This is a genomic window from Rahnella sp. RcJ3 (genome assembly GCF_009498575.1).
Taxonomy (GTDB): Bacteria; Pseudomonadota; Gammaproteobacteria; order Enterobacterales; family Enterobacteriaceae; genus Rahnella; species Rahnella aceris.
The window spans coordinates 512,623-536,907 of sequence record NZ_QSNX01000001.1 but is presented as its reverse complement, the minus strand read 5'-3'; the positions used below and the strand labels follow the sequence as shown (position 1 = coordinate 536,907).

Below are 24,285 nucleotides of genomic sequence, written 5' to 3'. Positions count from 1 at the left end.
CGAGGGAAGTGAGAGAAAAAAGGTCGAAATATCCCTTAAAAAACAATGCCGGTCACCTTAAGTGACCGGCATTAGGCCGAAGCCTCCTTTCTCAGAACCAGACATTGCTCACCATTAATGGCTACGCATGTACTCGTCCATATCGGTTTTCAGGTTGTCAGACTTGGTACCGAAAATCGCCTGAACACCAGAACCTGCAACCACAACACCTGCCGCACCCAGTTTTTTCAGGCCAGCCTGATCGACTTTGGAGACGTCCGCTACGCTGACGCGCAGACGGGTAATACAGGCATCAAGGTTAGTGATGTTGTCTTTGCCGCCGAAAGCCTGAACCAGAGAGGCGGACATTTCAGAACCGCCCTGCGCGGTGGTTTCGCTGGTAGAGTCTTCACGACCAGGTGTTTTCAGATCCAGCTTCGCAATCAGGAAACGGAAGATGCTGTAGTAAACAACCGCATACACCGCACCTACGATTGGGAACAGCCAGATTTTGCTGCTGTTACCACTCAGAACGATGAAGTCAATCAGGCCGTGCGAGAAGCTGGTGCCGTCACGCATACCCAACAGGATACAGATTGGGAATGCCAGACCGGCCAGAATCGCGTGGATCACGTACAGGATCGGCGCAACGAACATGAAGGAGAATTCGATTGGCTCAGTGATACCGGTCAGGAACGCAGTCAGGGCAGCGGAAATCATGATGCCGCCGACTTTTGCACGATTTTCAGGTTTCGCTGAATGCCAGATAGCAACCGCAGCGGCTGGCAGACCGTACATTTTGAACAGGAAGCCACCTGACAGTTTACCTGCAGTCGGGTCACCGGCCATATAACGTGGGATATCGCCGTGGAACACCTGACCTGCAGAGTTCACGTACTCACCGATTTGCATCTGGAATGGAACGTTCCAGATATGGTGCAGACCAAACGGAACAAGTGCACGTTCTACCACACCGTAGATACCGAATGCCACGACCGGGTTCTGGTAAGCCGCCCATTGTGAGAAGGTCTGGATACCTGTACCGATTGGCGGCCAGATGAAGGACAGAACCACACCCAGGATAATCGCAGCCAGACCAGAGATGATCGGAACAAAACGTTTTCCGGCGAAGAAGCCCAGATATTCTGGCAACTTGATACGATAGAAACGGTTGAACATGTAAGCCGCAATCGCACCGGAGATGATACCGCCCAGTACGCCGGTATCGGCCAGATGCTTGGCTGCAATTTCTTCAGCGGGCAAATGCAGAACCAGTGGAGCCACAACCGCCATGGTTTTCACCATGATGCCATATGCCACAACGGACGCCAGTGCAGAAACACCGTCGTTGTTAGTGAAGCCTAAGGCAACACCAATAGCAAAGATCAAAGGCATATTAGCGAAGACTGAACCACCGGCTTCGGCCATAACATGAGAAACGATCAGTGGCAGCCAGCTAAAGTTTGCAGAACCGACACCAAGCAGGATACCTGCGATTGGCAGTACGGATACTGGCAGCATTAGCGATTTACCGACCTTTTGAAGGTTTGCAAACGCGTTCTTAAACATAATTGATTGTGCTCCTGAGTAATGATTCTTTTTGATACTTATTGCGGTTTAGCCTGATAACTAACCGCTTTGCAAAAGTGTTGCGAACCTTTTGCTGTCGGGTGTCTGAGCACCCCTTTTAATTTTTACGCAGGGTAAAATAATTCCCTTTGTTAATGTTTGATGGCAGTCACGTTTTTCTGAAAAATGCAGTAAGAGCGTCTTAAAAGCCACCATTTATCAACATAAAATCCGAATAAAAGCCCCCTGACACCGCCTAAAACGGTGCCAAAATACCTCATTCAGAGGATTAATTACGAAGTGAAAAATAAATACAGAGAATATGACCTGGCCTAAAGTGACATCAGGGAAGAAGAATCGATGTGAAATAATCGTGAAAAGTTGGTTGTCGTGGCTTCGGCAAGTTGTTCCACGCTCACGCCTTTGAGCACTGCCATGTAGTCGGCAACGTCACGCACATAAGCAGGCTGGTTTTCCTTTCCGCGATGCGGAACCGGTGCCAGGTATGGCGAATCAGTTTCTACCAGCAGACGATCCAGCGGGACGTAACGTGCCACTTCACGCAGCGTATCGGCATTACGGAAAGTCACAATTCCGGAGAAAGAGATATAAAAACCCAAATCGAGCAGGAATTTTGCGGTCGGCAAATCCTCGGTGAAGCAATGGAGTACACCACCGCACTCCCCTGCTTTCTCTTCTTTGAGAACATCCAGCGTATCCTGGCGGGCATCACGGGTATGGACGATCACCGGTTTGTTCAGCTCGCGGCCAATACGGATGTGCTCGCGGAAAGAGTCCTGCTGCAGTTTCAGCTGATGCGCTTCTTTCTGATAAAAATAATCCAGACCGGTTTCCCCCATCGCCACCACTTTCGGGCTGGCGGCAAGCTGACGCAGCTCGTTGAAATCGTAACCATCGTCGATATTCAGCGGATGAACACCGCAGGAAAATGCCACGTCCGGGCGATCACCAATCAGCTGCGTCATTGCACGATAGCCCGGCAGGGTTGTTGCGACGGCCAGCATAAATTTCACATCACGTTCGCGGGCTTTTTCCAGCACACTGTCCACGCCTGAATGCAGCTCGTTGTAATCCAGGCTGTCGAGGTGGCAGTGGGAATCGACTAAAAACATAATAATTAACTCGTTGCGGTATGTTGAAGATAAAGAGTATATCAGCGCGATAGCGCGGAACTGAAAACTGACGGGGAAACCGCCCCCTGAAGCATTTGTTCCCATTCCAGCAGCTGTTCTGTCAGCAGCAGTTCGCGGTTTACGCCCACGATGGAAATCAATTGCTGACGGCAGTGCATCCACGCCGTAACCGACTGTTGCAGAGATGCGTTAGACTGCGCGCCTGCCAGCAAAGCAATCAGCGGTTGCTGATCGTGATTAATGATGAACTGCCCGGCATGTTGCTGCCATTTGACAGCATCCAGCAGTAACGTCGCCAGCCAGTACAGGCGTTCAGCGGCATCCTCATGATTAAGCTGGGACAACAGAGAAAGCATATCCTGCTGCTGGCACTGAACGTAAAGCTGCTGGCAAAGCGCCACGCGCTGTTTCCAGCGCTCCGGCTGCAACAGTTCAATGGCCGATAATGGCCCGCCGTTGGCCAAACGCAGGGCGGTTTTAATCGCGACCGGATCCGCGCTGAGCTGGCGGTTAATCCAGTGCACCGCCAGCGTTTCTTCAGGCACCGGCAGATGCCAGTAGAAGCAGCGACTGCGGATCGTCGCCAGTAAAGCCGAAGGCTCCCGGCAACCGAGCAGGAAATAAGTGCCAGCAGGCGGTTCTTCCAGCGTTTTCAGCAAGGCATTGGCCGCTGCTTCGGTCAGCATCTCTGTCTGAGGGATCCATACAACTTTTGCGCCGCCCTGTTGCGAATAGTTATACAGCGTTTCAATAAGCTGACGCACCGGGTCGATGCCCAGAGAGCTTTTGCCCTTTTCAGGCTGGAGAATATGCCAGTCAGGATGGTTTCCGGCAATCATCAGCTGGCAGCTGTGGCAGGTTCCGCAGCTTTTTTCCCCGTCCTTATGCCGGCACAGCAACCATCGACTCAGACCATACACCAGCGCCTCATCACCCATCCCCGCAGCCGCATGCATCAGCAAAGCGTGGTGGCCACGCCCCGTCAGATATTGCCCGACCAGTTGTCTGTACGGGCCACTGAGCCACGGATACCAGTTCATGATGCGTTGCCTTGTAAAACCTGCTCATCGAACCAGTTTTTCAACGTCAGCTCGATGGAAGCAGTGACCTGCTCAATGGATTGGGAGGCATCGATGGTTTTGATGCGGCTGTCTCCGGCAGCAAGTTCGAGATAACGCGTACGCGTACGCTCAAAGAAAGGCAACGCTTCCTGCTCAATACGATCCAGTTCCCCACGGGCACGGGCACGTTGCAATCCGATAGCCGGAGGCAGATCAAGATACAGCGTCAAATCAGGACGGAAATCACCCAGGACGGTATCACGCAAGGAGGTCATCAGTTTGGCATCAATCCCGCGACCACCGCCCTGGTAGGCCTGTGAAGAAAGATCATGCCGGTCCCCGACAACCCACGCGCCACGCGCCAGTGCAGGCAAAATTACCGTTTCGACCAGCTGAACACGGGCGGCATAAAGCATCAGTACTTCTGCTTTCACGGTAGGTTTTTCGCCATCGACGCCGCGTTTGAATAAATCGCGTAATTTCTCAGCAAGCGGCGTTCCACCCGGTTCACGGGTGAAGACGATTTCGCCCACGCCGTGCTGACGCAGAGCATTGACGACCACGTCATGAGCAGTAGTTTTCCCTGCCCCTTCAAGGCCTTCAATCACAATGAAGTTACTTTTCATTCTTATTCTTAAGCGCCTCTATGTACACACGAACCGCCTTGTTATGGTTCTCAAGGTTGGTGCTGAAAGTATGCCCGCCTTTGCCGTCTGCGACAAAGTATAGATACGGGGTTTTCGCCGGATGCGCGGCGGCCTGCAGTGAGGCTTCGCTCGGCATCGCAATTGGCGACGGCGGCAGGCCGGTGATCACGTAGGTATTGTACGGAGTCGGCGTTTCCAGATCTTTCTTGGTGATGTTGCCAGTGTATTTATCACCCATCCCGTAAATCACCGTCGGATCGGTTTGCAATCGCATACCAATACGCAGGCGGTTAATAAATACTGAAGCGACTTCAGGGCGCTCATCTTTAACTGCAGTTTCTTTTTCAATGATCGACGCCATGGTGACCATATCAGCAGGTGTTTTATACGGCAGAGAATCCATGCGGCCTTTCCAGATATCCGCCACCGTTTTTTCCATCCTTACGTGAGCACGTTTGAGCAGAGATAAATCGGTCATGCCCGCAGTGTAATGGTAAGTATCCGGATACAGCCAGCCTTCGAGATTTTTGGTGTCCGTTGCGCCCAGCGCGGCGGCAATGTCTTCGCCACTTTTACCACTGAGTTCATGCTTCAGATACTCTGATTTATCCAGAACTTTCATCCAGTCGCTGAGCTTAAAGCCCTCTACAAAACGAACGCTGAATTGGGCCTCTTTACCGCTTTTCAGCAGCTCAAGCATCTGACGTACTGTCATGCCTTTTTCAAAACGGTAAGTACCAGCTTTAAACTCGCTCAGTTCAGGTTCTAAACGTAATAACCACGGAAACCACGGATTGGGCTTCATCAGTTTTTTATCAATTAGCAGTGTTTCCAGTACCACGCGTCCCGTGCCTGCGGGAAGGGTAAAGATCGTTTCGCTGCTGACATTGATCGGGCGATCCGCAAACTGTTTTACTTTTTGATAGGCAAACGTCGCCAGCCCTAACAGAATCAGGGCAATGAGGGCGAAGATTTTGGTCTTTTTGTTTGTCATTGTTTAATCACTTTTTCTTAACAGCTCTGGAGCAGGAAATCGCACAAACGCCGTGAAATGTAATATTTGTCATCGACCTGATTCACCGGCAGAACGGGCATCAGGGCGTTACAAATCAGGATTTCGTCAGCATCTGATAATGTTTCCGCAGATTCACTGACGATGTTCACAACCCAGGGGGATGTCGCTTCAAGTACGCGGATGATGTGCTGACGCATAAGACCATCAACGCCGGACTGCGATAAATCCGGAGTAAACACCTGATTTCCCTTACGCCAGAATAAATTTGCCGCACAGCATTCCACCAGGCAGCCCGAGGTGTCAACCACCAGCGCTTCATTGGCATCTGTCTGGTCAAGATGCATGCGGATCATTACCTGTTCCAGCCGGTTAAGATGTTTTATTCCGGCCAGCAACGGGTTCTTACTCAGTGTGACCGTGCTCAGCGCGAGTTTCACGCCCTGTTGCCGCCACGCGTGATAATGCACCGGATAATCAGACGCAGAAACAATACGCGTCGGCGCAGAGCAACCTGCGGCGCTGTAACCTCGGCCGCCCTGCCCGCGCGTCACGACGGCTTTAACCACTGCCTCTTTCTGCTGTCCGGCAGCCAGAACCATTTCCTGTTCCAGAGCCGTCCAGTCCACACCTTCAATCCGCAGTACCGACGCAGCACGTTGCAGACGCTGAATATGCCCGGCCAGAAACACAATCACACCGTCTGACACCCTGGCTGTGGTAAAGCAACCGTCGCCAAACTGCACTGAACGGTCACTTGCCGACAACATCGCGGCCGCCACACCATTAATCCACATGGTTACTTCCTCCGGTTCTGGAGCTTATGGTCACGATTCTCTGACAGCAGAGCCTGCGTGAGCCGGTCTGTCGCATCAAGGAGAGCATTCTTACTTTATCGTATTGACACGCGCTGCCAGCAGGAACACGCATCCCGTTTACGCATTGTTGTATTCAGTCTTCGCTTTAATTCAGACAACAAAAAGGCCCGATTAACGGGCCTTCACAAACACAGCTTGTGCGGGATCAGATCTTACGGAATACCAGCGAACCATTGGTACCGCCGAAACCGAACGAGTTGCACAAGGAATACTGCATATCTTTAACCTGGCGCGCTTCGTGAGGGACGAAATCCAGATCACAACCTTCATCCGGATTATCCAGATTGATGGTCGGCGGAACCGCCTGGTCGCGTAATGCCAGCAAGGTGAAAATGGACTCCACCGCACCCGCTGCGCCTAAGAGATGGCCGGTCATCGACTTTGTCGAGCTGACCATAACTTTATGCGCATCGGCACCAAAGACGGATTTAACCGCCTGGGCTTCGGCTTTATCACCCGCCGCAGTCGAGGTGCCGTGTGCGTTGATGTAACCAATCTGAGCCGCAGAAACACCCGCGTCACGCAGTGCGTTCTCCATCGCCAATGCCGCACCCGCGCCATCTTCCGGCGGTGATGTCATATGGTAAGCATCGCTGCTCATGCCAAAACCGACAATTTCAGCATAAATTTTTGCACCGCGTTTACGGGCATGTTCGTACTCTTCCAGCACCATAATACCTGCGCCGTCACCCAGTACGAAACCATCACGATCTTTATCCCACGGACGACTCGCCGCCTGAGGATTGTCATTGCGCGTAGAAAGCGCGCGTGCTGCACCGAATCCACCGACGCCCAACGGGGTACTGGCTTTTTCCGCGCCGCCTGCCAGCATCACGTCGGCATCGTTATAAGCGATGATACGCGCTGCATGACCAATATTATGCACCCCAGAAGTACAGGCTGTTGCAATAGAAATACTCGGCCCACGCAACCCGAACATGATACTCAAATGACCTGCAATCATGTTGACGATAGTGGATGGAACGAAGAAAGGACTAATTTTGCGGGGTCCGCCGTTAACCAATGAGGAATGGTTTTCTTCAATCAGACCAAGCCCACCGATACCGGAACCGATCGCCGCACCAATGCGTGGCGCGTTCTCAGCAGTTACCTCAAGCCCGGAGTCTTGCATCGCCTGAATACCGGCAGTAATACCATACTGAATAAAGGCATCCATCTTGCGGGCATCTTTGCGCGGGATGAAGTCTTCACAGTTAAAATCTTTTACTAAGCCAGCAAAACGCGTTGCGTAGGCACTAGTATCAAAATGGTCGATCAGGCTGATGCCACTCTGACCGGCAAGGAGAGCGTTCCAAGTGGACTCTACAGTATTGCCGACAGGAGACAGCATGCCCAGTCCAGTCACTACAACTCGACGCTTAGACACGTATGTCCTCCAGGGAGGGAAAAAAGTAGTAATACCGTGGGATAAAAAAAACTTAGGCGGTCAAATGACCGCCTAACTATCTAAACTTAAAGCATGTACGCTTACTGTTGGCTAGCGTTGATAAAATCAATTGCTGCCTGAACAGTAGTGATTTTTTCAGCTTCTTCGTCAGGGATCTCGGTATCAAACTCTTCTTCCAGAGCCATAACCAGCTCAACGGTGTCGAGAGAATCAGCGCCAAGGTCGTCTACGAAAGATGCAGCATTCACTACTTCTTCCTGTTTAACACCCAGCTGTTCAACGATGATTTTCTTAACGCGTTCTTCGATAGTGCTCATACTCTTAAATTTCCTATCAAAACTCGCTTTCGCGATGGTTTTCGTAGTGTATAAAATGTTGAAAAAGATGCAACTAAATCCAGGCTGTTCAAACCACGAATTTGCTCTATTTTGCGGTTTTTACCGCAAAAAACGCAAATAATTTCGTAATTTTTAAATCATGTACATGCCGCCATTGACATGTAATGTTTCACCCGTGATGTAGCTGGCCTCGTCAGAGGCTAAAAAAGCAACGGCGCTGGCAATTTCTTTGGCATCGCCCAACCGGTTGGCTGGAACTGATGACAAAATGCCTGCGCGTTGATCATCTGTCAACGCCCTTGTCATATCCGTCTCAATAAAGCCAGGAGCGACGACGTTGACAGTAATGCCACGTGAAGCGACCTCACGTGCCAAAGACTTACTAAAACCAATCAAGCCAGCTTTAGCCGCCGCGTAATTCGCCTGCCCTGCGTTACCCATGGTGCCAACAACGGAACCAATTGTAATAATCCGTCCACACCGTTTCTTCATCATAGCCCGCATGACAGCTTTTGACAGCCGAAACACTGAAGTCAGGTTCGTATCCAGGATATCCTGCCACTCATCATCCTTCATACGCATGAGAAGGTTATCACGGGTAATGCCGGCATTATTAACTAAAATATCAATTTCGCCAAATTCAGCTCGAATCGTCGCCAATACTTGCTCAATAGATGCAGAATCAACCACATTGAGCATGATACCTTTGCCATTTTCGCCTAAATATTCGCCGATCGCTTCTGCGCCTTTCTCGCTGGTCGCAGTGCCGATCACTTTCGCGCCACCAGCAACCAGTTTTTCTGCGATTGCGCGGCCAATACCACGGCTGGCACCGGTAACCAGTGCAATTTTGCCTTCGAAGCTCATACTCATCCTCTTATTACTGTTCAAGCGCCGCTGCCAGACTTGCCGTGTCATTCACAGCGGCAGCCGTCAGGGTGTCAACAATACGTTTGGTCAGACCGGTCAGCACTTTACCTGGTCCCACTTCTAATAACTGTTCTACGCCTTGTGCAGCGATGTATTCGACAGACTCAGTCCAGCGAACCGGGCTGTACAACTGACGTACCAGCGCACTGCGGATCGCTTCAGGAGACGTTTCGACTTTCACGTCAACGTTATTCACGACAGAGTACTGTGGCGCATTGAAAGTGACATTTTCGAGCGCAATCGCCATCTTTTCAGCGGCTGGCTTCATGAGTGCACAATGTGAAGGCACGCTGACAGGCAGAGGCAGAGCACGTTTTGCACCGGCTTCTTTACATGCTGCACCAGCGCGTTCTACGGCTTCTTTGTTACCCGCGATCACAACCTGACCAGGTGAGTTAAAGTTCACCGGAGAAACAACCTGACCCTGTGCAGATTCTTCACAAGCTTTGGCAATGGCATCATTATCCAGACCAATGATCGCATACATCGCGCCAGTTCCGGCCGGAACGGCTTCCTGCATCAGCTTACCGCGCAGTTCAACCAGAGAAATCGCCTGTTTAAAATCCAGTACACCAGCACAAACCAAAGCGGAATACTCACCCAGACTGTGGCCAGCCATCAGAACAGGCTGAGTGCCATTCTGTTGCTGCCATACGCGCCATATGGCGACAGAAGCGGCCAGCAATGCCGGTTGCGTCTGCCAGGTTTTATTCAGTTCTTCAGCCGGCCCCTGCTGCACCAACTGCCATAAATCGTACCCCAGTGCCGAAGAAGCCTCGGCAAATGTTTCTTCAACCACCGGATGCGCAGCGGCTAAATCAGCCAGCATACCGAGTGTCTGAGAACCCTGACCAGGGAAAACCACCGCTATTTTTGTCATTTTTATCATCCTGTTAAATCAAAAACGTACCAGCGCCGAGCCCCAGGTAAAGCCACCGCCAAATGCTTCGAGCAACACTAATTGCCCGCGCTGAATTCTGCCGTCACGGACCGCTTCGTCAAGTGCTGCAGGCACCGAAGCCGCCGACGTATTGCCATGACGATCGAGCGTAACAACGACTTTATCCATGCCCATGCCCAGCTTTTTCGCTGTTGCGCTGATGATACGCAGGTTCGCCTGATGTGGCACCAGCCAGTCAAGAGCGGAGCGGTCGAGATTATTTGCCGTCAGGGTTTCATCAACAATGTGCGCCAACTCAGTCACCGCGACTTTGAAGACTTCATTACCTGCCATAGTGACATAAGCAGGTTTTTCTGGTTCTGACTGGCTAGGGTACGCCAACGTCAACAGATTACCGTAATGACCATCGGCATGCATGTGAGTGGAGATGATGCCTTGCTCTTCGGAAGCTCCCAGCAATACTGCGCCAGCACCATCTCCAAAGAGGATCACCGTGCCACGATCTTCAGGATCGAGTTTACGGGATAGCACATCAGATCCGATCACCAGCGCGTATTTTACAGCACCGTTTTTAATGTATTGATCGGCAACGCTCAGCGCATAGGTGAAACCTGCACATGCCGCCGCCAGATCGAACGCTGCGCAATCCCTGATGCCGAGCATATTCTGCACCTGGCAGGCTGAACTCGGGAATGCATGTGAAGATGAGGTTGTTGCAACAATGATCAAACCTACGTCGCTTGCGCTGACGCTGGCCATTTCAAGTGCTTTTTCAGCAGCGTGCAGGCCCATTGTGGCCACAGTCTCATCCGGTGCAGCGATACGACGTTCACGAATACCCGTACGTGTGACGATCCACTCGTCGGAGGTATCCACCATTTTTTCTAAGTCGGCATTAGTCCGAACTTGCACGGGCAAATAGCTCCCCGTACCGAGAATCTTTGTATACATGTACGATCAGTCACTCTTGGGTAATACAGCTTCAAGGCGCGCGGCAATCCGCTGAGGGACTTGCCGCTGCACCGCCTGCACAGCCTGTTCGATAGCAACAGCAAACGCACGCTGGTTTGCTCCGCCGTGGCTTTTAATAACGATGCCCCGTAATCCTAACAAACATGCGCCATTATACTGGTCGGGATTGAGATGGCTAAAACGCTTTAGCAATTTTTTCTGCAGAATCCGACCTAACCATTTCAACCACCAGGCCTTCTTGCCACCCTCTCCCGAGGATTTTAACAGTGACAAAAACATCCTTATTACACCTTCCATGGTCTTGAGCGTAACGTTACCCACAAAGCCGTCACACACCATCACATCTGTTTTACCGGTCAGAAGGTCGTTACCTTCAAGATAACCGATATAGTTGATTAGTGCGGTATTTTTTAAAATCGCGGCGGCTTCACGGATATTATCCAGCCCTTTGCTTTCCTCTTCGCCGATATTGAGCAAGGCAACGCGGGGATTCGTGATCCCCACCACCTGTTCGGCCATCACAGCCCCCATCACGGCAAACTGGACCAACATCGTGCTGTCGCACTCAACGTTGGCGCCCAGATCCAGCACCACAGTTTTACTACGTTGCTGGTTAGGTAGCACGCTCATCAACGCCGGACGCTCAATACCATCCAGCGGCTTGACAACCAGCTTGGCTAATCCCATCAGTGCGCCGGTATTCCCGGCACTGACACACGCCAGTGCGTCACCACTCTTGATCAGTTCCAACGCCACACGCATCGAGCTTCCTTTGCTGGCTCGTATAGCTTGCGACGCGCGTAAATCGCTGGCTATAACTGATTCAGCAGGAATTATCCGAATTCTTTCTGTTAAAGAAGGATCGGCTTTGGCTAAGAAAGGTGTGATTGCGTCGGGATCGCCGACCAGAAGGAGGTCTAATTCAGAATTAGAGATCAGTGCCTGCAATGAAGCAGGCACTGTGACGGAAGGACCGAAATCTCCGCCCATTACATCTAACGCGATGGTTAGACGAGTCAAGGTATCGCCTTGCCAGCACTTATCACGTGAATAAGTTGCAGACAAATATCAGCCGATTACCTTGCGACCGCGGTAGAAACCGTCGGCAGTGATGTGGTGACGCAGGTGAGTTTCACCAGAAGTCTTGTCCACAGACAGAGTGGAAGTGGTCAGAGCATCATGTGAACGACGCATGCCACGTTTAGAACGGGTTGGTTTATTCTGTTGTACGGCCATGGACCTTACTCCTTAAGTACTTTTCTTTAAACTCGCTAATACGGCAAATGGATTTGGTTTCTCCGCCTCTTCAGGCAGTTTACCGAATACCATGTCCGCTTCGGACACTTCACAGTGTTCAGATTCATGTACCGGCACGACAGGCAGTGAAAGAATAATTTCGTCTTCAATCATTGCCAGCAAATCAACTTCGCCAAAATCATCGACTTCGATCGGCTCGTACGCTTCCGGTAATGCCTCAGCCTGTTCATCATTCTGGACAGGACTAAAACAATATGTTGTGTGAACCTGATGTTCAAACGTCTTACCGCATCTCTGGCATTCCAGAGTGACAGCAACATCGGAGTGGCCGGTAATCACAGCCAAACGCTGGTTGTCGATATTAAACGACAAAGAGGTTTGTATATCAGAATCCACACTGACCACTGATTGGGCAACACGCGTAACCTGATCAGCAGTATAGACACCTGTATAGTCTAAACGCTTCTGGGCAGTGCGAACCGCATCAAGGGTCAGGGGTAATTTTACTTTTTGCATAGGGCGCGCATATTAACTTTGTAACGACAGAGAGTCAAAGAAAAAGGCCTTAAAACCGCACCTTTCACCAATATTCGCTTCCGCAGCGGCCGACAGTTTAAAATGTGCGATTCAATAACGCCACGCTTTGTGAAAAAAAATTATGTCAGCACTTCAAAAAAAATTACTTCTGGCTTCAACATCGGTTTACCGCAAGGCCCTTCTCGATAAAACCGGCCTGGTATTTTCCTGCGCCTCACCCGCCATTGATGAGACGCTGGGTCGGGACGAAAAACCCGCCGAACTGGTGCAGCGTCTGGCTTACAGCAAAGCCAGCGTGCTTGCAGCTTTGTATCCTGAACACCTGATAATCGGTTCTGATCAGGTCTGCGTGATTGACAGAAAAATAACCGGCAAACCGCACACGTTTGATAACGCATTCCACCAGTTGCGTGCTGCCAGTGGCAAGACAGTGACGTTTTACACCGGCCTGAGCCTGTATAACGGCGAAACACAAACGGCGCAGACTTTATGTGAAACATTTGACGTGACCTTCCGGTCATTAACTGATGAAGAAATTACCGGTTATTTGCATCGCGAACAACCTTATGACTGTGCCGGGAGCTTTAAATGCGAAGGACTGGGGATCACACTTTTCGACAGTCTGGCAGGACGCGACCCGAACACGCTGATTGGGTTGCCTCTTATTGCCCTGCTCGCCTTGTTGCGTCAGGAAGGCATCAATCCGTTGCTATAAAAGGAATAAAAAAGGCGCACTCTGTGCGCCTCTGTTTACTATTCGCACTTTAACGTGCTGTCGTTTTACCCCGTAAAACTTTCAGGCAGTTACGCAGTTTGGCATCCATCGGTGCTTCAATACGCATCGTCTCACCCGTGTTCGGATGCTCAAAACGCAACGCCGCCGCATGCAGGAATAAACGATTGAGGCCTGTTCCGGACAGTTTTGCATCGAAATCACGCTCACCATAGCGGTCATCAAACGCAATCGGATGTCCGGCATGCAATGCGTGTACGCGGATCTGATGGGTTCTGCCGGTCACCGGGCTGGCTTTAACCAGAGTTGCAAACTCATAACGTTCTTCAATTTTGAAGCGCGTTTCTGAAGGCTTGCCTTCGGCATTAACCCTGACAATACGTTCGCCGCTTTGCAGAATATTTTTCAGTAAAGGGGCCTGCACGACTTTGCAGTGTGACGGCCATTCACCCCGGACCAACGCCAGATAATCCTTTTGCATGCTTTTCACACGCAGTTGCTCATGTAAGGAACGCAGTGCAGAGCGTTTCTTGGCGACCAGCAAAACACCGGAAGTATCACGGTCCAGACGGTGAACCAGTTCCAGAAAACGAGCATCCGGACGCAGCGCACGCAGGCCTTCAATCACGCCGAAACTTAAACCACTGCCGCCGTGTACGGCAGTGCCGGAAGGTTTATTAAGGATCAGCAAATGATCGTCTTCATATAAGATGCAATCCGCCAGCGCGGCGACTTTATCCAGCTTTGCAGAAACAGGCGCTTCATCACGTTCAGCAACACGAACGGGCGGGACACGCACTTCATCACCGGCAATTAATTTATATTCCGGCTTAATTCTTTTCTTATTTACCCGCACTTCACCCTTACGCACGATGCGATAGATCATGCTCTTCGGCACGCCCTTAAGGATTTTAAGTAAGAAGTTGTCGATACGCTGACCGGCTTCGTCGTCAGAAATGGGGATTAATTGTACAGTTGGATTCTCAGTTTTCATGGCTCGCGATTCTAAATATCCGGCACGGTTCGCGCCACTGATTTTTATGTGCTTAACTTTTACTTTACCAGTAACAGCATAGGAAAACCTTCTCACCCCCCCTGTTTTTTAAGAAAGCTCAGGTTCTGACAATGCGGCGCATCTCTCATTGAGGTAAATATCTTACCTGCTTGGGAAAAGTCACCTTGCTATCACAGTGCCTGCAATGGAATAATGAAGTCACTTTCGGCGTTGTTTCTCTTAAGTTAGGGAAAACGCAGGAATTATAGATTTGCCTGATCGCACAAAAACGCAGCAATGGCGTAAGACGTAATGTGAAATCAAGCAATTAGCGGGCTGCGGGTTGCAGCTTGGCCGGCGAATGGAATGAGATCTGTTAACGTAAATTCAGAAGCTATTCCCCTAATAAAAGTGCTGCTTTCACAACGCTGGTGTCTTTAATACAGCAAAAGCAGACTTACCGAAATAATGCGCCCCTATGCAAGCGACAGCCGTGAGGTTGACGATTTGCGAGAAGACTCGGGGCCAACGGTTTATCCGGTCATGAGGTCATTTTGCCCGCAGCTCTGTCAATAATGGAATAATAATGAGTAAGTTAAGATGAAAAGAATGTTGATTAACGCAACTCAGCAAGAAGAGTTGCGCGTTGCCCTCGTAGATGGACAGCGGCTGTATGATTTGGATATTGAAAGTCCGGGCCATGAGCAGAAAAAAGCGAATATTTACAAAGGTAAAATCACCCGCATTGAGCCAAGTCTGGAAGCAGCATTCGTAGATTACGGCGCGGAACGACATGGTTTCCTCCCTCTGAAAGAAATTTCCCGCGAATATTTCCCAAGCAATTATTCTTCCCATGGCCGCCCGAACATCAAAGATGTGTTGCGCGAAGGCCAGGAAGTCATTGTTCAGGTAGATAAAGAAGAGCGTGGAAATAAAGGCGCAGCACTGACGACGTTTATCAGTCTGGCCGGTAGTTATCTGGTTCTGATGCCAAACAATCCACGCGCAGGGGGTATTTCCCGCCGTATTGAAGGCGATGACCGTACTGAACTGAAAGAAGCCTTGTCTTCCCTGCAACTGCCTGATGGCATGGGCCTGATTGTGCGTACTGCCGGTGTCGGTAAATCCGCAGAAGCTCTGCAGTGGGACCTGACTTTCCGTCTTAAGCATTGGGATGCGATCAAGAAAGCCGCTGAAGGCCGCCCTGCGCCATTCCTGATCCATCAGGAAAGCAACGTTATCGTTCGTGCGTTTCGTGATTACCTGCGCCCGGACATCGGTGAGATCCTCATCGATAACCCGAAAGTCCTCGAGCTGGCAAAAGAACATATTGCTGCTCTGGGTCGTCCTGATTTCAGCAGCAAAATTAAGCCGTATGTTGGCGAAATTCCGCTGTTCAGTCATTACCAAATCGAATCGCAGATTGAATCCGCTTTCCAGCGCGAAGTCCGTCTGCCTTCCGGTGGCTCTATTGTTATCGACAGCACCGAAGCGCTGACCGCTATCGACATCAACTCCGCGCGTGCAACCCGCGGCGGCGATATCGAAGAAACCGCATTCAACACCAACCTTGAAGCTGCAGATGAAATTGCCCGTCAGTTACGCCTGCGTGACCTCGGTGGTCTGATTGTTATCGACTTCATCGACATGACACCTGTTCGCCATCAGCGCGAAGTAGAAAACCGTCTGCGTGATGCCGTTCGTCAGGACCGCGCCCGTATTCAAATCGGTCGCATTTCCCGTTTCGGTTTGCTGGAAATGTCCCGTCAGCGCCTCAGCCCGTCATTGGGTGAATCAACGCACCATATCTGCCCGCGTTGTGCAGGTACTGGTACCGTCCGTGACAACGAATCTCTGTCACTGTCGATTCTGCGCTTGATCGAAGAAGAAGCACTGAAAGAAAATACTAAAGAAGTGCATGCCATCGTTCCGGTGCCAATCGCTTCTTACTTGCTGAACGAAAAACGTGAATCGGTGAATGCCATCGAGAAACGTCAGGGTGGTGTGCGTGCAGTGATCGTGCCTAACGATCAGATGCAAACTCCGCACTACCATGTTCTTCGCGTTCGTAAAGGCGAAGAAATTTCTGCACTGAGCTATTTGCTGCCACAGATTCATGAAGCGGAAATGCTGCAACCTTCAGAAGAGTTGCCGACTGAACGTCGTCGTCCTGAGCAACCGGCACTGGCTGCGTTTGCGCTGCAAAGCGAAGCGCCTCCATCCAGCTTTGAGCAGGCAGCAGTGACCGAAGAACCGGTTAAAACCAGAACAGCAACAGTTAATGCGCCTGCGACACCTGTTGCTGAGAAATCAGGGTTTGTCAGCCGCCTTCTGAGTGGTTTGAAAAGCTTGTTCGCACCGGAGCCACAGCAGGAAGTTAAACCTGTTGAAGCACCGCAAGAGACGCCGGAAGCTACTGAAACGGAAAACCGTCGTAACAACGAACGCCGTAATCAACGCCGCCAGGGCGGACGTCGTGATCGCAACGGAGAACGCGGTGAGCGCAATGACCGCGGTAATCGTGGTGAACGTGGCGAAGGTCGTGACAACAATCGTGATAATCGTGGTGAAAGCCGTGATACCCGCGAAAATAATCGCGAACAGCGTGATGATCAACAGCGCCGTGGCCGCCGTAATCAGGAACAGGTTGTTACCGAAACCCGTAGCGAAGAAGTTGAAACTGTCGCTCGTGAAGAACAGCAGCAACAGCCTCGCCGTGAACGTTCGCGTCGCCGTTCTGAAGACAAGCGTAAACCACAAACTGAAGAGAAAGTTCAGGATGTCGCAGTTGTCGAACAGGTTGCTGCTCCGGTGGTTGCCGATGACACTGAGCAGGAAGATCGTCAGCCAACTCAGCGCCGTCAGCGTCGTCAGTTGTCGCATAAAATCCGTTTCGAATCTGAAGCAGAAGTAGATCATGAAGAAGAAGCTGCAGCTCAGTTATTGATCACCGGCACTCGCCCTGCGGCGCCAGCGATTGCTGAGCAGGAACCTTCTGATGCTGAAACCGCAAACGTTGCTGATAGCGAAGATAATCAGAATGACAACGCCCGTGAAAATGGCATGCCACGTCGTTCACGTCGTTCTCCACGCCATCTGCGTGTAAGCGGCCAACGTCGTCGTCGTTATCGTGATGAGCGTTATCCGACCCAGTCACCAATGCCACTTGCAGGTGCGTTCGTTTCTCCGGAAATGGCTTCGGGTAAAGTCTGGGTCACTTATCCGGTTGCTCAGTCCTCTGAACAACAGGTTACTGAAACAGAAACTCCTGAAGTGCTGACTGAGCAGGTCGAGATTGCACAGGCGAATACGCCGGTAATATCTGACATCACTGACGTTACGCAACAGCCAGTCGCAGAGCCTGTCAATGATGTTGTTGACGCTGCACCACAAGAGGTGCCGGCCGAAATCGCAGCAGCAGACGTTGCACAGCCTGTAGCCGACGAGCCAGTGCTGGTCGAACCGGCAACAGCTGAACCTGTTGCAGAAACACCTGTGGTTGATGTTGCGCCAGAAGCGCTCGAGCCTGCGATCGTTGAACCCACAGATGTTCTCGCTGCATCTGAAGTTCAGGCACCTGCGCCAGTCGCCGAACCCGAAGTGAAAGCTGAACCTGTTGCTGAAGTTAAACCTGCTGTGGAAACTGCGCCAGTCGCAGCCGCTCCGGCAGGTACTGAAGCTGCGGTTGTTGCACCTCGCTTCAAGCACCTCGCAACCGCGCCAATGACGAAGGCGCCAGCACCTGCCTATGTGCCAGAGCCACCTCGTCACAGTGACTGGATTCGTCCTGAGTTCAACTTTGAGGGTAAGGGCTCTGCAGGCGGCCATGCGGCAGCCACCACTGCAACAGCCCCGGCCACCAAACCTGAGATGCCAGCCGAGTAATCGCTGACCACTCAGTCTAAAAAAACCCGCCTCGGCGGGTTTTTTTATAGAAACTGTTGAAGATTCAATCTCATCAGGCCAGACTTTTCAACCGGCGAATCGTGAGTTCCTCCAGTTTGCCTTCCAGGCTTTTTGCAAAATGCTGGAAATGTTCAGTTTTGTTGTGCTGATTCAGCGCTTCTTCAGAGGCCCATCGCTCGTAGAAAACAAAAGTCCTTTCTGTATCGAGATCCTGATGCAACTCATATTGCAGGCACCCTACTTCCTGTCGGCTTGGTTCAATTACGTCAAGCAACGCTTCTGTCACTTTTGCCGTAAACTCTTTTTTAGCGACAATAGTGGCAACAACTCTGATTTCCATAATGGTTCTCCTGTTTTTTTGGTCATGCTTAGCGGCGAACCGGTAAGCACTCTGACTAAAATCTGTCCCCACTATGAACCTTTCGACACATTGATTTCAATACGAACTTTATTTAACAGATGCAACACATCGCTTTTACGCTTATTCTTGTTCCCCGCCGTTAATGCTCCCATTACCGCACCTGATCCCAATATCTTGTCTCTCAATGCCGGAGTTTTGCCTGATGACCGCAACACCGCAAGTTTTGAAAATCCGCCGTCCAGATGACTGGCATATTCACCTTCGTGACGACCAAATGCTCAGCACGGTGTTACCTTTCACCAGTGAAGTATTTGGTCGTGCGATTGTCATGCCAAACCTGAGCCCTCCCGTAACCACCGTGGCGGCTGCGATAGCATATCGTGAACGGATTATGGCCGCGTTGCCTGTCGGACATAATTTTACCCCTCTGATGACCTGCTATCTGACCGATTCTCTGGATCCGGAAGAAATTGCCCGCGGTTTCGAGCAAGGCGTGTTCACAGCAGCAAAACTGTATCCGGCCAACGCGACAACAAATTCCCAGCATGGCGTTTCTGATACCAAAATGATTTACCCTGTTTTGGAACGTATGCAGAAAATCGGTATGCCTTTGCTGATCCACGGTGAAGTCACTCACAACCATGTTGATATTTTTGATCGTGAAGCCCGCTTCATTGATGAAGTTATGGATCCGGTGCGTCGTCAGTTCCCTGAATTGAAAATTGTCTTCGAGCACATCACCACCAAAGAAGCCGCGCAGTATGTTCTTTCCGGCAATCAGTATCTGGGCGCAACCATTACGCCGCAGCATCTGATGTTCAACCGCAATCACATGCTGGTTGGCGGCGTGCGCCCTCACCTGTTCTGTCTCCCCATTCTCAAACGCAACGTTCATCAGGAAGCATTGCGTGAGGTCATCGCCAGCGGCGCGGATCGCTTCTTCCTCGGTACCGACTCTGCGCCGCACACCAAAGACCGTAAAGAATCGAGCTGCGGATGTGCAGGTTGCTTCAATGCCCCACTGGCGTTATCGGCTTATGCGACCGTCTTTGAAGAAATGAATGCACTGCAACACTTTGAGGCGTTTTGCTCCCTTAACGGCCCGCGTTTCTATGGCCTGCCGCTCAATGAAGACTTCATCGAAATGTCTCGTATACCGGTGACGCAGCCGGAAGAAATTGCATTGGGCAATGAATCTGTTGTGCCATTCCTCGCAGGTCAGACACTGAACTGGAAAGTGACGTCGAACTAAATACAAATTCTCACAAGCGTGTATTGCACTGATCATGATTTGACTGTATAAATATACAGTCAAATCTATTCAGGAGGTCCTATGCGTGTTGAAGTCACAATCGATAAAACCAAGCCTCTGCCTGCTGGCGCGCTGGACGCGTTATCAGGTGAATTGAGTAAAAGAATTAACAAACAGTTTTCTGACCGCGAAAATAAAATTCAGGTCCGCTATGCGGGGGCAAATAGCCTGTCCGTTTTGGGTGGCGCAAAAACTGACCGTGACCTTATCGAGGAAATTCTTCAGGAAACCTGGGAAAGCGCGGATGACTGGTTCTCAAATCAGAACGATGAGTAACCCGATGAAATCCCTGAAAAGCCATTCACTTTTTACTCCCTATCTATAATAATCAGGTTTATTAAAACCACGCCGCAAGGCTATTGGTGTATTTCACCGGGCGTCGCAGTCCGGTTTTTTATTCTTTTTTACTGCATAAAACAGACTCTTCTGAAAAATAAAATTTAAGTTAATCTCAGATTATTCCGCTGAATAAATAATCAACACAAATTATTTACAATTTAATACGCTTAAATCACTCCATAAATCGGTTTATCTGTTTATACTGAAATTGCTCACATGATAATGAGCCGCCTTGATCCTCAGATAGTCACTCACGTCAGTCACTACAATATAAGGGGTCTATATGGACAGAAATGATGAAGTTATTCAGACACACCCGCTTGTTGGTTGGGATATCAGTACCGTCGACTCTTATGATGCCATGATGATACGCCTTCATTACCTGTCTTCAAAAGACCAGACACCCGAGGATGCTCAGGTAGACAGAACCTTGTGGTTAACTACCGACGTTGCACGGCAACTCATTAACATTCTTGAAGCCGGCATCGAAAAGATAGAATCTAACGAGTACGAATACAGTGATCACCGAAAACACTAATCTTTACCTGCCAGTCTGAGGCACCAGCGATTTATCCTGGTGCCTTTTTCTTTGCCTCCGCGCTGCTTGCCTTCTTCGCCTTAAACTCTCTATCATGCCAGTAGCCAGTTTGTTAAAAATTCTCACCACAGGAACGTTTGAATTATGGATTACGATCTCATTATCGTGGGCAGCGGTTCGGTCGGTTCAGCCGCAGGCTACTACGCCACCCGTTCCGGCTTGAAAGTGCTGATGATAGATAGCGCAATGCCACCCCATCAGGCGGGCAGTCACCATGGCGAAACGCGCCTTATCCGCCACGCTTACGGCGAAGGTTCCCGTTATGTGCCAATGCTGCTGAGAGCTCAAACACTTTGGGATGAGCTGGCAGAACTGAGCAGCGATAAGATTTTCCATCGTAGCGGCGTCCTGAATATTGGTCCTGAAAACTCTGAATTTATCAGTAACGTTAAGAACAGCGCAGAAACCTACAATCTCGTCATACAATCCCTTAGTGCGGCTGAAATTCGCGAAAAGTGGCCTCTGTTCACGTTGCAGGACGGCTATTGCGGTGTATACGAACCCAACTCGGGTTTTCTGCAAAGTGAAATGGCGGTTGCGGCATACATTCGTCTCGCACGGGAAGCAGGCTGTGCGCAATTATTCAACTGTCCCGTTGAAAGTATTAACTGGCTGGATGATGGCATTGAAGTATCAACGATTGACGGAGTCTACCGCGGGGCCAAACTGGTGGTAACGGCGGGAACCTGGGTCACGAAAATCCTCCCGGAATTACCCGTGAAGCCTCTGCGTAAGGTGTTTGCCTGGTTCCATGCAGATGGCCGCTACAGTGAAGAAAACCATTTTCCAGCCTTTACGCTCGAAACTCTGCAAGGCGATCAGTACTACGGATTCCCCTCAGTGAAGGATGAACTTAAGTTAGGTAAACATAACGGTGGTCAATGGATAACGGAACCCGAGCAGCGTAAACCTTACGGCAGCGTCAGTCAGGATGGCACAGAGTCCTTCAATTTCTTCCGCCATTTCCTGCCGGGTGTAGGTGTCAGTTTGCGTGGTGCGTCATGCACTTATGACATGACGACTGATGAAGATTTCATTATTGATACCCTGCCGGGCAGAGAAAATACCTTAGTGATTTCGGGATTAAGTGGTCACGGTTTTAAATTCGCCAGCGTATTAGGGGAAATAGTTACTCACTTCGGTAACAATCATCCTATTCCTTTTGATCTCACCCCCTTTTCTCTTACGCGGTTCAATTAACGTAAAATAATTTCAACCCTCGTGAATATTTATCGAGGGTTATCATTTTATTAACGATACGATTTTTTCAATTTCAGTTTGAACAAGATCAATAGACTGGAATTTACGAATTGACAGCATTATAGAAAAGAATCTATGCTGGATACAGAAATCACAGGAGTGGTTTCGGCGCGTAATGTTACGCATGACAAGGACGTGGTATGAAAATTTGTATAATTGAACCCTGTGGTTTTACGCGTTTAGGAATTTTCTCTTATCTTATTGAAAATAACAGCCTCGATATTATCGACACTGTGAATATTTCTCACTCCCTCAATCTAATTCCTGAATTTCAACCTGATATTATTCTTGTGAATATGACAAACCATTGCCATAACGCAGAAGTATCTGAGGAATTAAAAGCTTTTTTTGAATTTCGTCAAAGCGCCCGAATATACTGCTACGTTGACGCCAGTTAACCGGATTCCGAAACACCGATTGCCGTTACCCGCGAAGTCTCTATTCTCAACAAGCAGGCACTCACCTCCCTCTTGCAGCAGATTGCAGCAGATCCCGAAGCATTTATGCCGATAAATAACTTCGGTTTGCCAAAAATGTTACTTAGCGATCAGGAAATTCTGGTAATGAGCTACTGGATGTCTGAGATGCCGAACTACCGCATTGCCAGAAAATTAAACATCAGCAGCCGTACGGTATATGTCCATAAACGACATCTGGCGCAGAAAATCAAAGTCCGTAACCGGCTGGAATTTTGTTTCATTTACAACCTGATTAAGTATTTATTCTGGCCCATTGATGATATTTCTGCGACGCCAATCAGCCGACAAATTAAAGACGACTTGCAGATGATTTACAAAACTTATAGCTAAACCTGCAAAAACCCTAAATGCCCTGATAATTCAGGGCATTTTATATCGTGATATTCTTCACCCATCTTTTTAAATATCTTGTTTGTATCCCTTCTCTCTCTCGCCAGGTTGCACTATGACGACAGAAGCCGACGATGGCCTTAATGTTAGCAGACTCACCAATGACAAGCATAATTTCTCGTCATGCGACTCCCACAAAAATCACAAACATCCTGCTTTCAGTGATTCGCTTAATGCATAAAAAATTGAAATGTTTGCTCATCATTTTGAAGAGAAAAGCTAACTTTTATGTTCTGGCGGACCATCACCCAGAAGCACGGCAATTTTGTGACCTGCCGCCGTAGGTTCAAGGGCTATCTTGAGCACAATCGTCAGCGGCACCGAAAGCAACATGCCGACCGGCCCCATCAGCCATCCCCAGAATATCAGCGACATAAAGACCACAAGCGTCGATAACCCCAATCCGCGCCCCAGAATTTTCGGATCAATAATGCTGCCGAAAATCAGATTGATGAGGATATAGCCCCCTGCCAGGATCAACCCTTCACTGAAACCGTTAAACAAAAATGCCTGAATGATCGGCGGAATAGCCGCGATAAAAGAACCAATATTGGGAATGTAATTCAGGGCGAAAGCCAGCATCCCCCACAGGAACGCAAAACGGATGCCGGTAACTGCCAGCAAGGCCCAAACTGCCAGCCCCGTCGCCACACTTATCAGCGTTTTGATCACCAGATAGCGTGTCACGCTGTCCAGGGCACGCTGAATATTAGCCATTCCTTTGCCCGGGTCCTCAGACATCTGCTCCACTTTGTAGGGCAGTTGCGGGACTTCAAGCAGCATGAATGCCACGGTCATCAGCAGTAAGAACAGACCGGCCATGGCGTTGGACAAATAGCTGATTAACTTACTGACCATATTCAGCGTCGCCGCCGGATCGATGTAACTGGCCAGTTGCTCGGGAGATAACGTCAGTTCGCTTTGCGGAAACCAGGCCTCAATATCACTGAGTTTGTCGACAATAAGTCCGCGATATTGTGGCAATGTGCGGGCAAATTCATTGAGCGTCACCAGCAGTTTGGTGGTCAGAAAAACCATCATGCAAATCACCAGCGTTGCCACCAGCAAAACAGCGAGTGCCCGGGGCACCCGCCATTTTTCCAGTAAGACAATCAGCGGATTCAATACGAAAGCCAGAAACAGCGCCAGAATAAAGGGCACGATGATATCTGCAGCAGATTTAATCCCCGCGAAGATCACTACCAGCATCGCCATCATTACAACAATTTTCAGACCCTGAGTTGTCACGATCGTTTTACGCAAGCCTTTC

The 24,285-nt window shown here is 50.0% G+C and carries 24 protein-coding genes; 7 read left to right on the top strand and 17 right to left on the bottom strand.

The annotated features are described in order from the left end of the window. Positions 1–114 precede the first annotated feature (114 nt). The 14 genes from ptsG to yceD all read right to left on the bottom strand — a co-directional run bounded on the left by ptsG (position 115) and on the right by yceD (position 12,622). On the bottom strand, positions 115–1,548 hold the full coding sequence (gene ptsG / locus DXU84_RS02565) for a PTS glucose transporter subunit IIBC (protein ID WP_013576238.1): 1,434 nt from the start codon (positions 1,546–1,548) through the stop codon (positions 115–117). Between the two features lie 332 nt (positions 1,549–1,880). Continuing rightward, on the bottom strand, positions 1,881–2,681 hold the full coding sequence (locus DXU84_RS02560) for a metal-dependent hydrolase (RefSeq protein ID WP_153374707.1): 801 nt from the start codon (positions 2,679–2,681) through the stop codon (positions 1,881–1,883). A 41-nt stretch (positions 2,682–2,722) separates the two neighbouring features. Further along, positions 2,723–3,742 (bottom strand): DNA polymerase III subunit delta', encoded by a 1,020-nt coding sequence (gene holB, locus DXU84_RS02555; protein WP_131638038.1) that lies wholly within the window; start codon positions 3,740–3,742, stop codon positions 2,723–2,725. Next, the gene (gene tmk, locus DXU84_RS02550; RefSeq protein WP_013576241.1) at positions 3,739–4,389 is read right to left on the bottom strand and encodes a dTMP kinase; all 651 of its coding nucleotides are present in this window, start codon (positions 4,387–4,389) and stop codon (positions 3,739–3,741) included. Before tmk ends, holB begins: the two co-directional genes overlap by 4 nt. After that, positions 4,379–5,404, bottom strand: a complete 1,026-nt coding sequence (mltG, locus tag DXU84_RS02545) for an endolytic transglycosylase MltG (RefSeq protein ID WP_013576242.1) — start codon at positions 5,402–5,404, stop codon at positions 4,379–4,381. Before mltG ends, tmk begins: the two co-directional genes overlap by 11 nt. 17 nt (positions 5,405–5,421) lie before the next feature. Further along, positions 5,422–6,219, bottom strand: coding sequence for an aminodeoxychorismate lyase (gene pabC, locus DXU84_RS02540; protein WP_153374705.1), 798 nt, complete (start codon positions 6,217–6,219; stop codon positions 5,422–5,424). 226 nt (positions 6,220–6,445) lie between these two features. Next, a complete protein-coding gene (fabF, locus tag DXU84_RS02535; RefSeq protein WP_013576244.1) occupies positions 6,446–7,687 on the bottom strand; it encodes a beta-ketoacyl-ACP synthase II in 1,242 nt (413 codons plus the stop codon). A gap of 101 nt (positions 7,688–7,788) precedes the next feature. Continuing rightward, positions 7,789–8,025, bottom strand: a complete 237-nt coding sequence (gene acpP / locus DXU84_RS02530; RefSeq protein ID WP_015690190.1) for an acyl carrier protein — start codon at positions 8,023–8,025, stop codon at positions 7,789–7,791. Between the two features lie 153 nt (positions 8,026–8,178). Continuing rightward, the gene (gene fabG / locus DXU84_RS02525) at positions 8,179–8,913 is read right to left on the bottom strand and encodes a 3-oxoacyl-ACP reductase FabG (RefSeq protein WP_013576245.1); all 735 of its coding nucleotides are present in this window, start codon (positions 8,911–8,913) and stop codon (positions 8,179–8,181) included. 13 nt (positions 8,914–8,926) lie between these two features. Then, positions 8,927–9,856, bottom strand: coding sequence for an ACP S-malonyltransferase (gene fabD / locus DXU84_RS02520; protein WP_013576246.1), 930 nt, complete (start codon positions 9,854–9,856; stop codon positions 8,927–8,929). Between the two features lie 18 nt (positions 9,857–9,874). Then, positions 9,875–10,828 carry a beta-ketoacyl-ACP synthase III gene (locus DXU84_RS02515; RefSeq protein WP_013576247.1) on the bottom strand — a complete coding sequence of 318 codons (954 nt, stop codon included), beginning with the start codon at positions 10,826–10,828 and terminating at the stop codon, positions 9,875–9,877. A gap of 6 nt (positions 10,829–10,834) precedes the next feature. After that, the gene (plsX, locus tag DXU84_RS02510; RefSeq protein WP_013576248.1) at positions 10,835–11,869 is read right to left on the bottom strand and encodes a phosphate acyltransferase PlsX; all 1,035 of its coding nucleotides are present in this window, start codon (positions 11,867–11,869) and stop codon (positions 10,835–10,837) included. A gap of 48 nt (positions 11,870–11,917) precedes the next feature. After that, positions 11,918–12,085, bottom strand: coding sequence for a 50S ribosomal protein L32 (rpmF, locus tag DXU84_RS02505; RefSeq protein ID WP_013576249.1), 168 nt, complete (start codon positions 12,083–12,085; stop codon positions 11,918–11,920). Between the two features lie 12 nt (positions 12,086–12,097). Next, positions 12,098–12,622: a 23S rRNA accumulation protein YceD gene (gene yceD / locus DXU84_RS02500; RefSeq protein WP_013576250.1), complete on the bottom strand. Its 525-nt coding sequence runs from the start codon at positions 12,620–12,622 to the stop codon at positions 12,098–12,100. Between the two features lie 142 nt (positions 12,623–12,764). Here yceD and DXU84_RS02495 point away from each other — a divergent pair, with 142 nt between their 5' ends. Further along, entirely contained in the window at positions 12,765–13,358 is a 594-nt protein-coding gene (locus tag DXU84_RS02495; protein ID WP_153374703.1) for a nucleoside triphosphate pyrophosphatase, read from the top strand. 49 nt (positions 13,359–13,407) lie between these two features. Here DXU84_RS02495 and rluC read toward each other — a convergent pair whose 3' ends face one another. Continuing rightward, entirely contained in the window at positions 13,408–14,370 is a 963-nt protein-coding gene (rluC, locus tag DXU84_RS02490; RefSeq protein WP_013576252.1) for a 23S rRNA pseudouridine(955/2504/2580) synthase RluC, read from the bottom strand. A 600-nt stretch (positions 14,371–14,970) separates the two neighbouring features. Between rluC and rne the strand changes: the two genes are divergently transcribed. Continuing rightward, entirely contained in the window at positions 14,971–18,255 is a 3,285-nt protein-coding gene (gene rne, locus DXU84_RS02485; protein ID WP_153374701.1) for a ribonuclease E, read from the top strand. A gap of 73 nt (positions 18,256–18,328) precedes the next feature. Here rne and DXU84_RS02480 read toward each other — a convergent pair whose 3' ends face one another. Then, a complete protein-coding gene (locus DXU84_RS02480) occupies positions 18,329–18,616 on the bottom strand; it encodes a putative quinol monooxygenase (RefSeq protein ID WP_153374699.1) in 288 nt (95 codons plus the stop codon). 223 nt (positions 18,617–18,839) lie between these two features. On the opposite strand from DXU84_RS02480, the gene pyrC reads away from it, so the two are divergent. The 5 genes from pyrC to DXU84_RS25055 all read left to right on the top strand — a co-directional run bounded on the left by pyrC (position 18,840) and on the right by DXU84_RS25055 (position 22,955). Continuing rightward, on the top strand, positions 18,840–19,889 hold the full coding sequence (gene pyrC / locus DXU84_RS02475) for a dihydroorotase (protein ID WP_037037326.1): 1,050 nt from the start codon (positions 18,840–18,842) through the stop codon (positions 19,887–19,889). An 81-nt stretch (positions 19,890–19,970) separates the two neighbouring features. Then, positions 19,971–20,225 carry a DNA damage-inducible protein I gene (dinI, locus tag DXU84_RS02470; RefSeq protein WP_013576257.1) on the top strand — a complete coding sequence of 85 codons (255 nt, stop codon included), beginning with the start codon at positions 19,971–19,973 and terminating at the stop codon, positions 20,223–20,225. Positions 20,226–20,571: 346 nt separating this feature from the next. Continuing rightward, complete coding sequence (bssS, locus tag DXU84_RS02465) at positions 20,572–20,826, top strand: biofilm formation regulator BssS (RefSeq protein ID WP_013576258.1); 255 nt, start codon at positions 20,572–20,574, stop codon at positions 20,824–20,826. A 144-nt stretch (positions 20,827–20,970) separates the two neighbouring features. Next, entirely contained in the window at positions 20,971–22,086 is a 1,116-nt protein-coding gene (gene solA, locus DXU84_RS02460) for an N-methyl-L-tryptophan oxidase (RefSeq protein WP_126124998.1), read from the top strand. Positions 22,087–22,649: 563 nt separating this feature from the next. Continuing rightward, the gene (locus DXU84_RS25055) at positions 22,650–22,955 is read left to right on the top strand and encodes a helix-turn-helix transcriptional regulator (protein ID WP_228388934.1); all 306 of its coding nucleotides are present in this window, start codon (positions 22,650–22,652) and stop codon (positions 22,953–22,955) included. A gap of 279 nt (positions 22,956–23,234) precedes the next feature. Here the strand turns inward: DXU84_RS25055 and DXU84_RS02450 are convergent, their stop codons facing one another. After that, positions 23,235–24,278, bottom strand: a complete 1,044-nt coding sequence (locus tag DXU84_RS02450) for an AI-2E family transporter (protein WP_131638052.1) — start codon at positions 24,276–24,278, stop codon at positions 23,235–23,237. Positions 24,279–24,285: the final 7 nt, after the last annotated feature.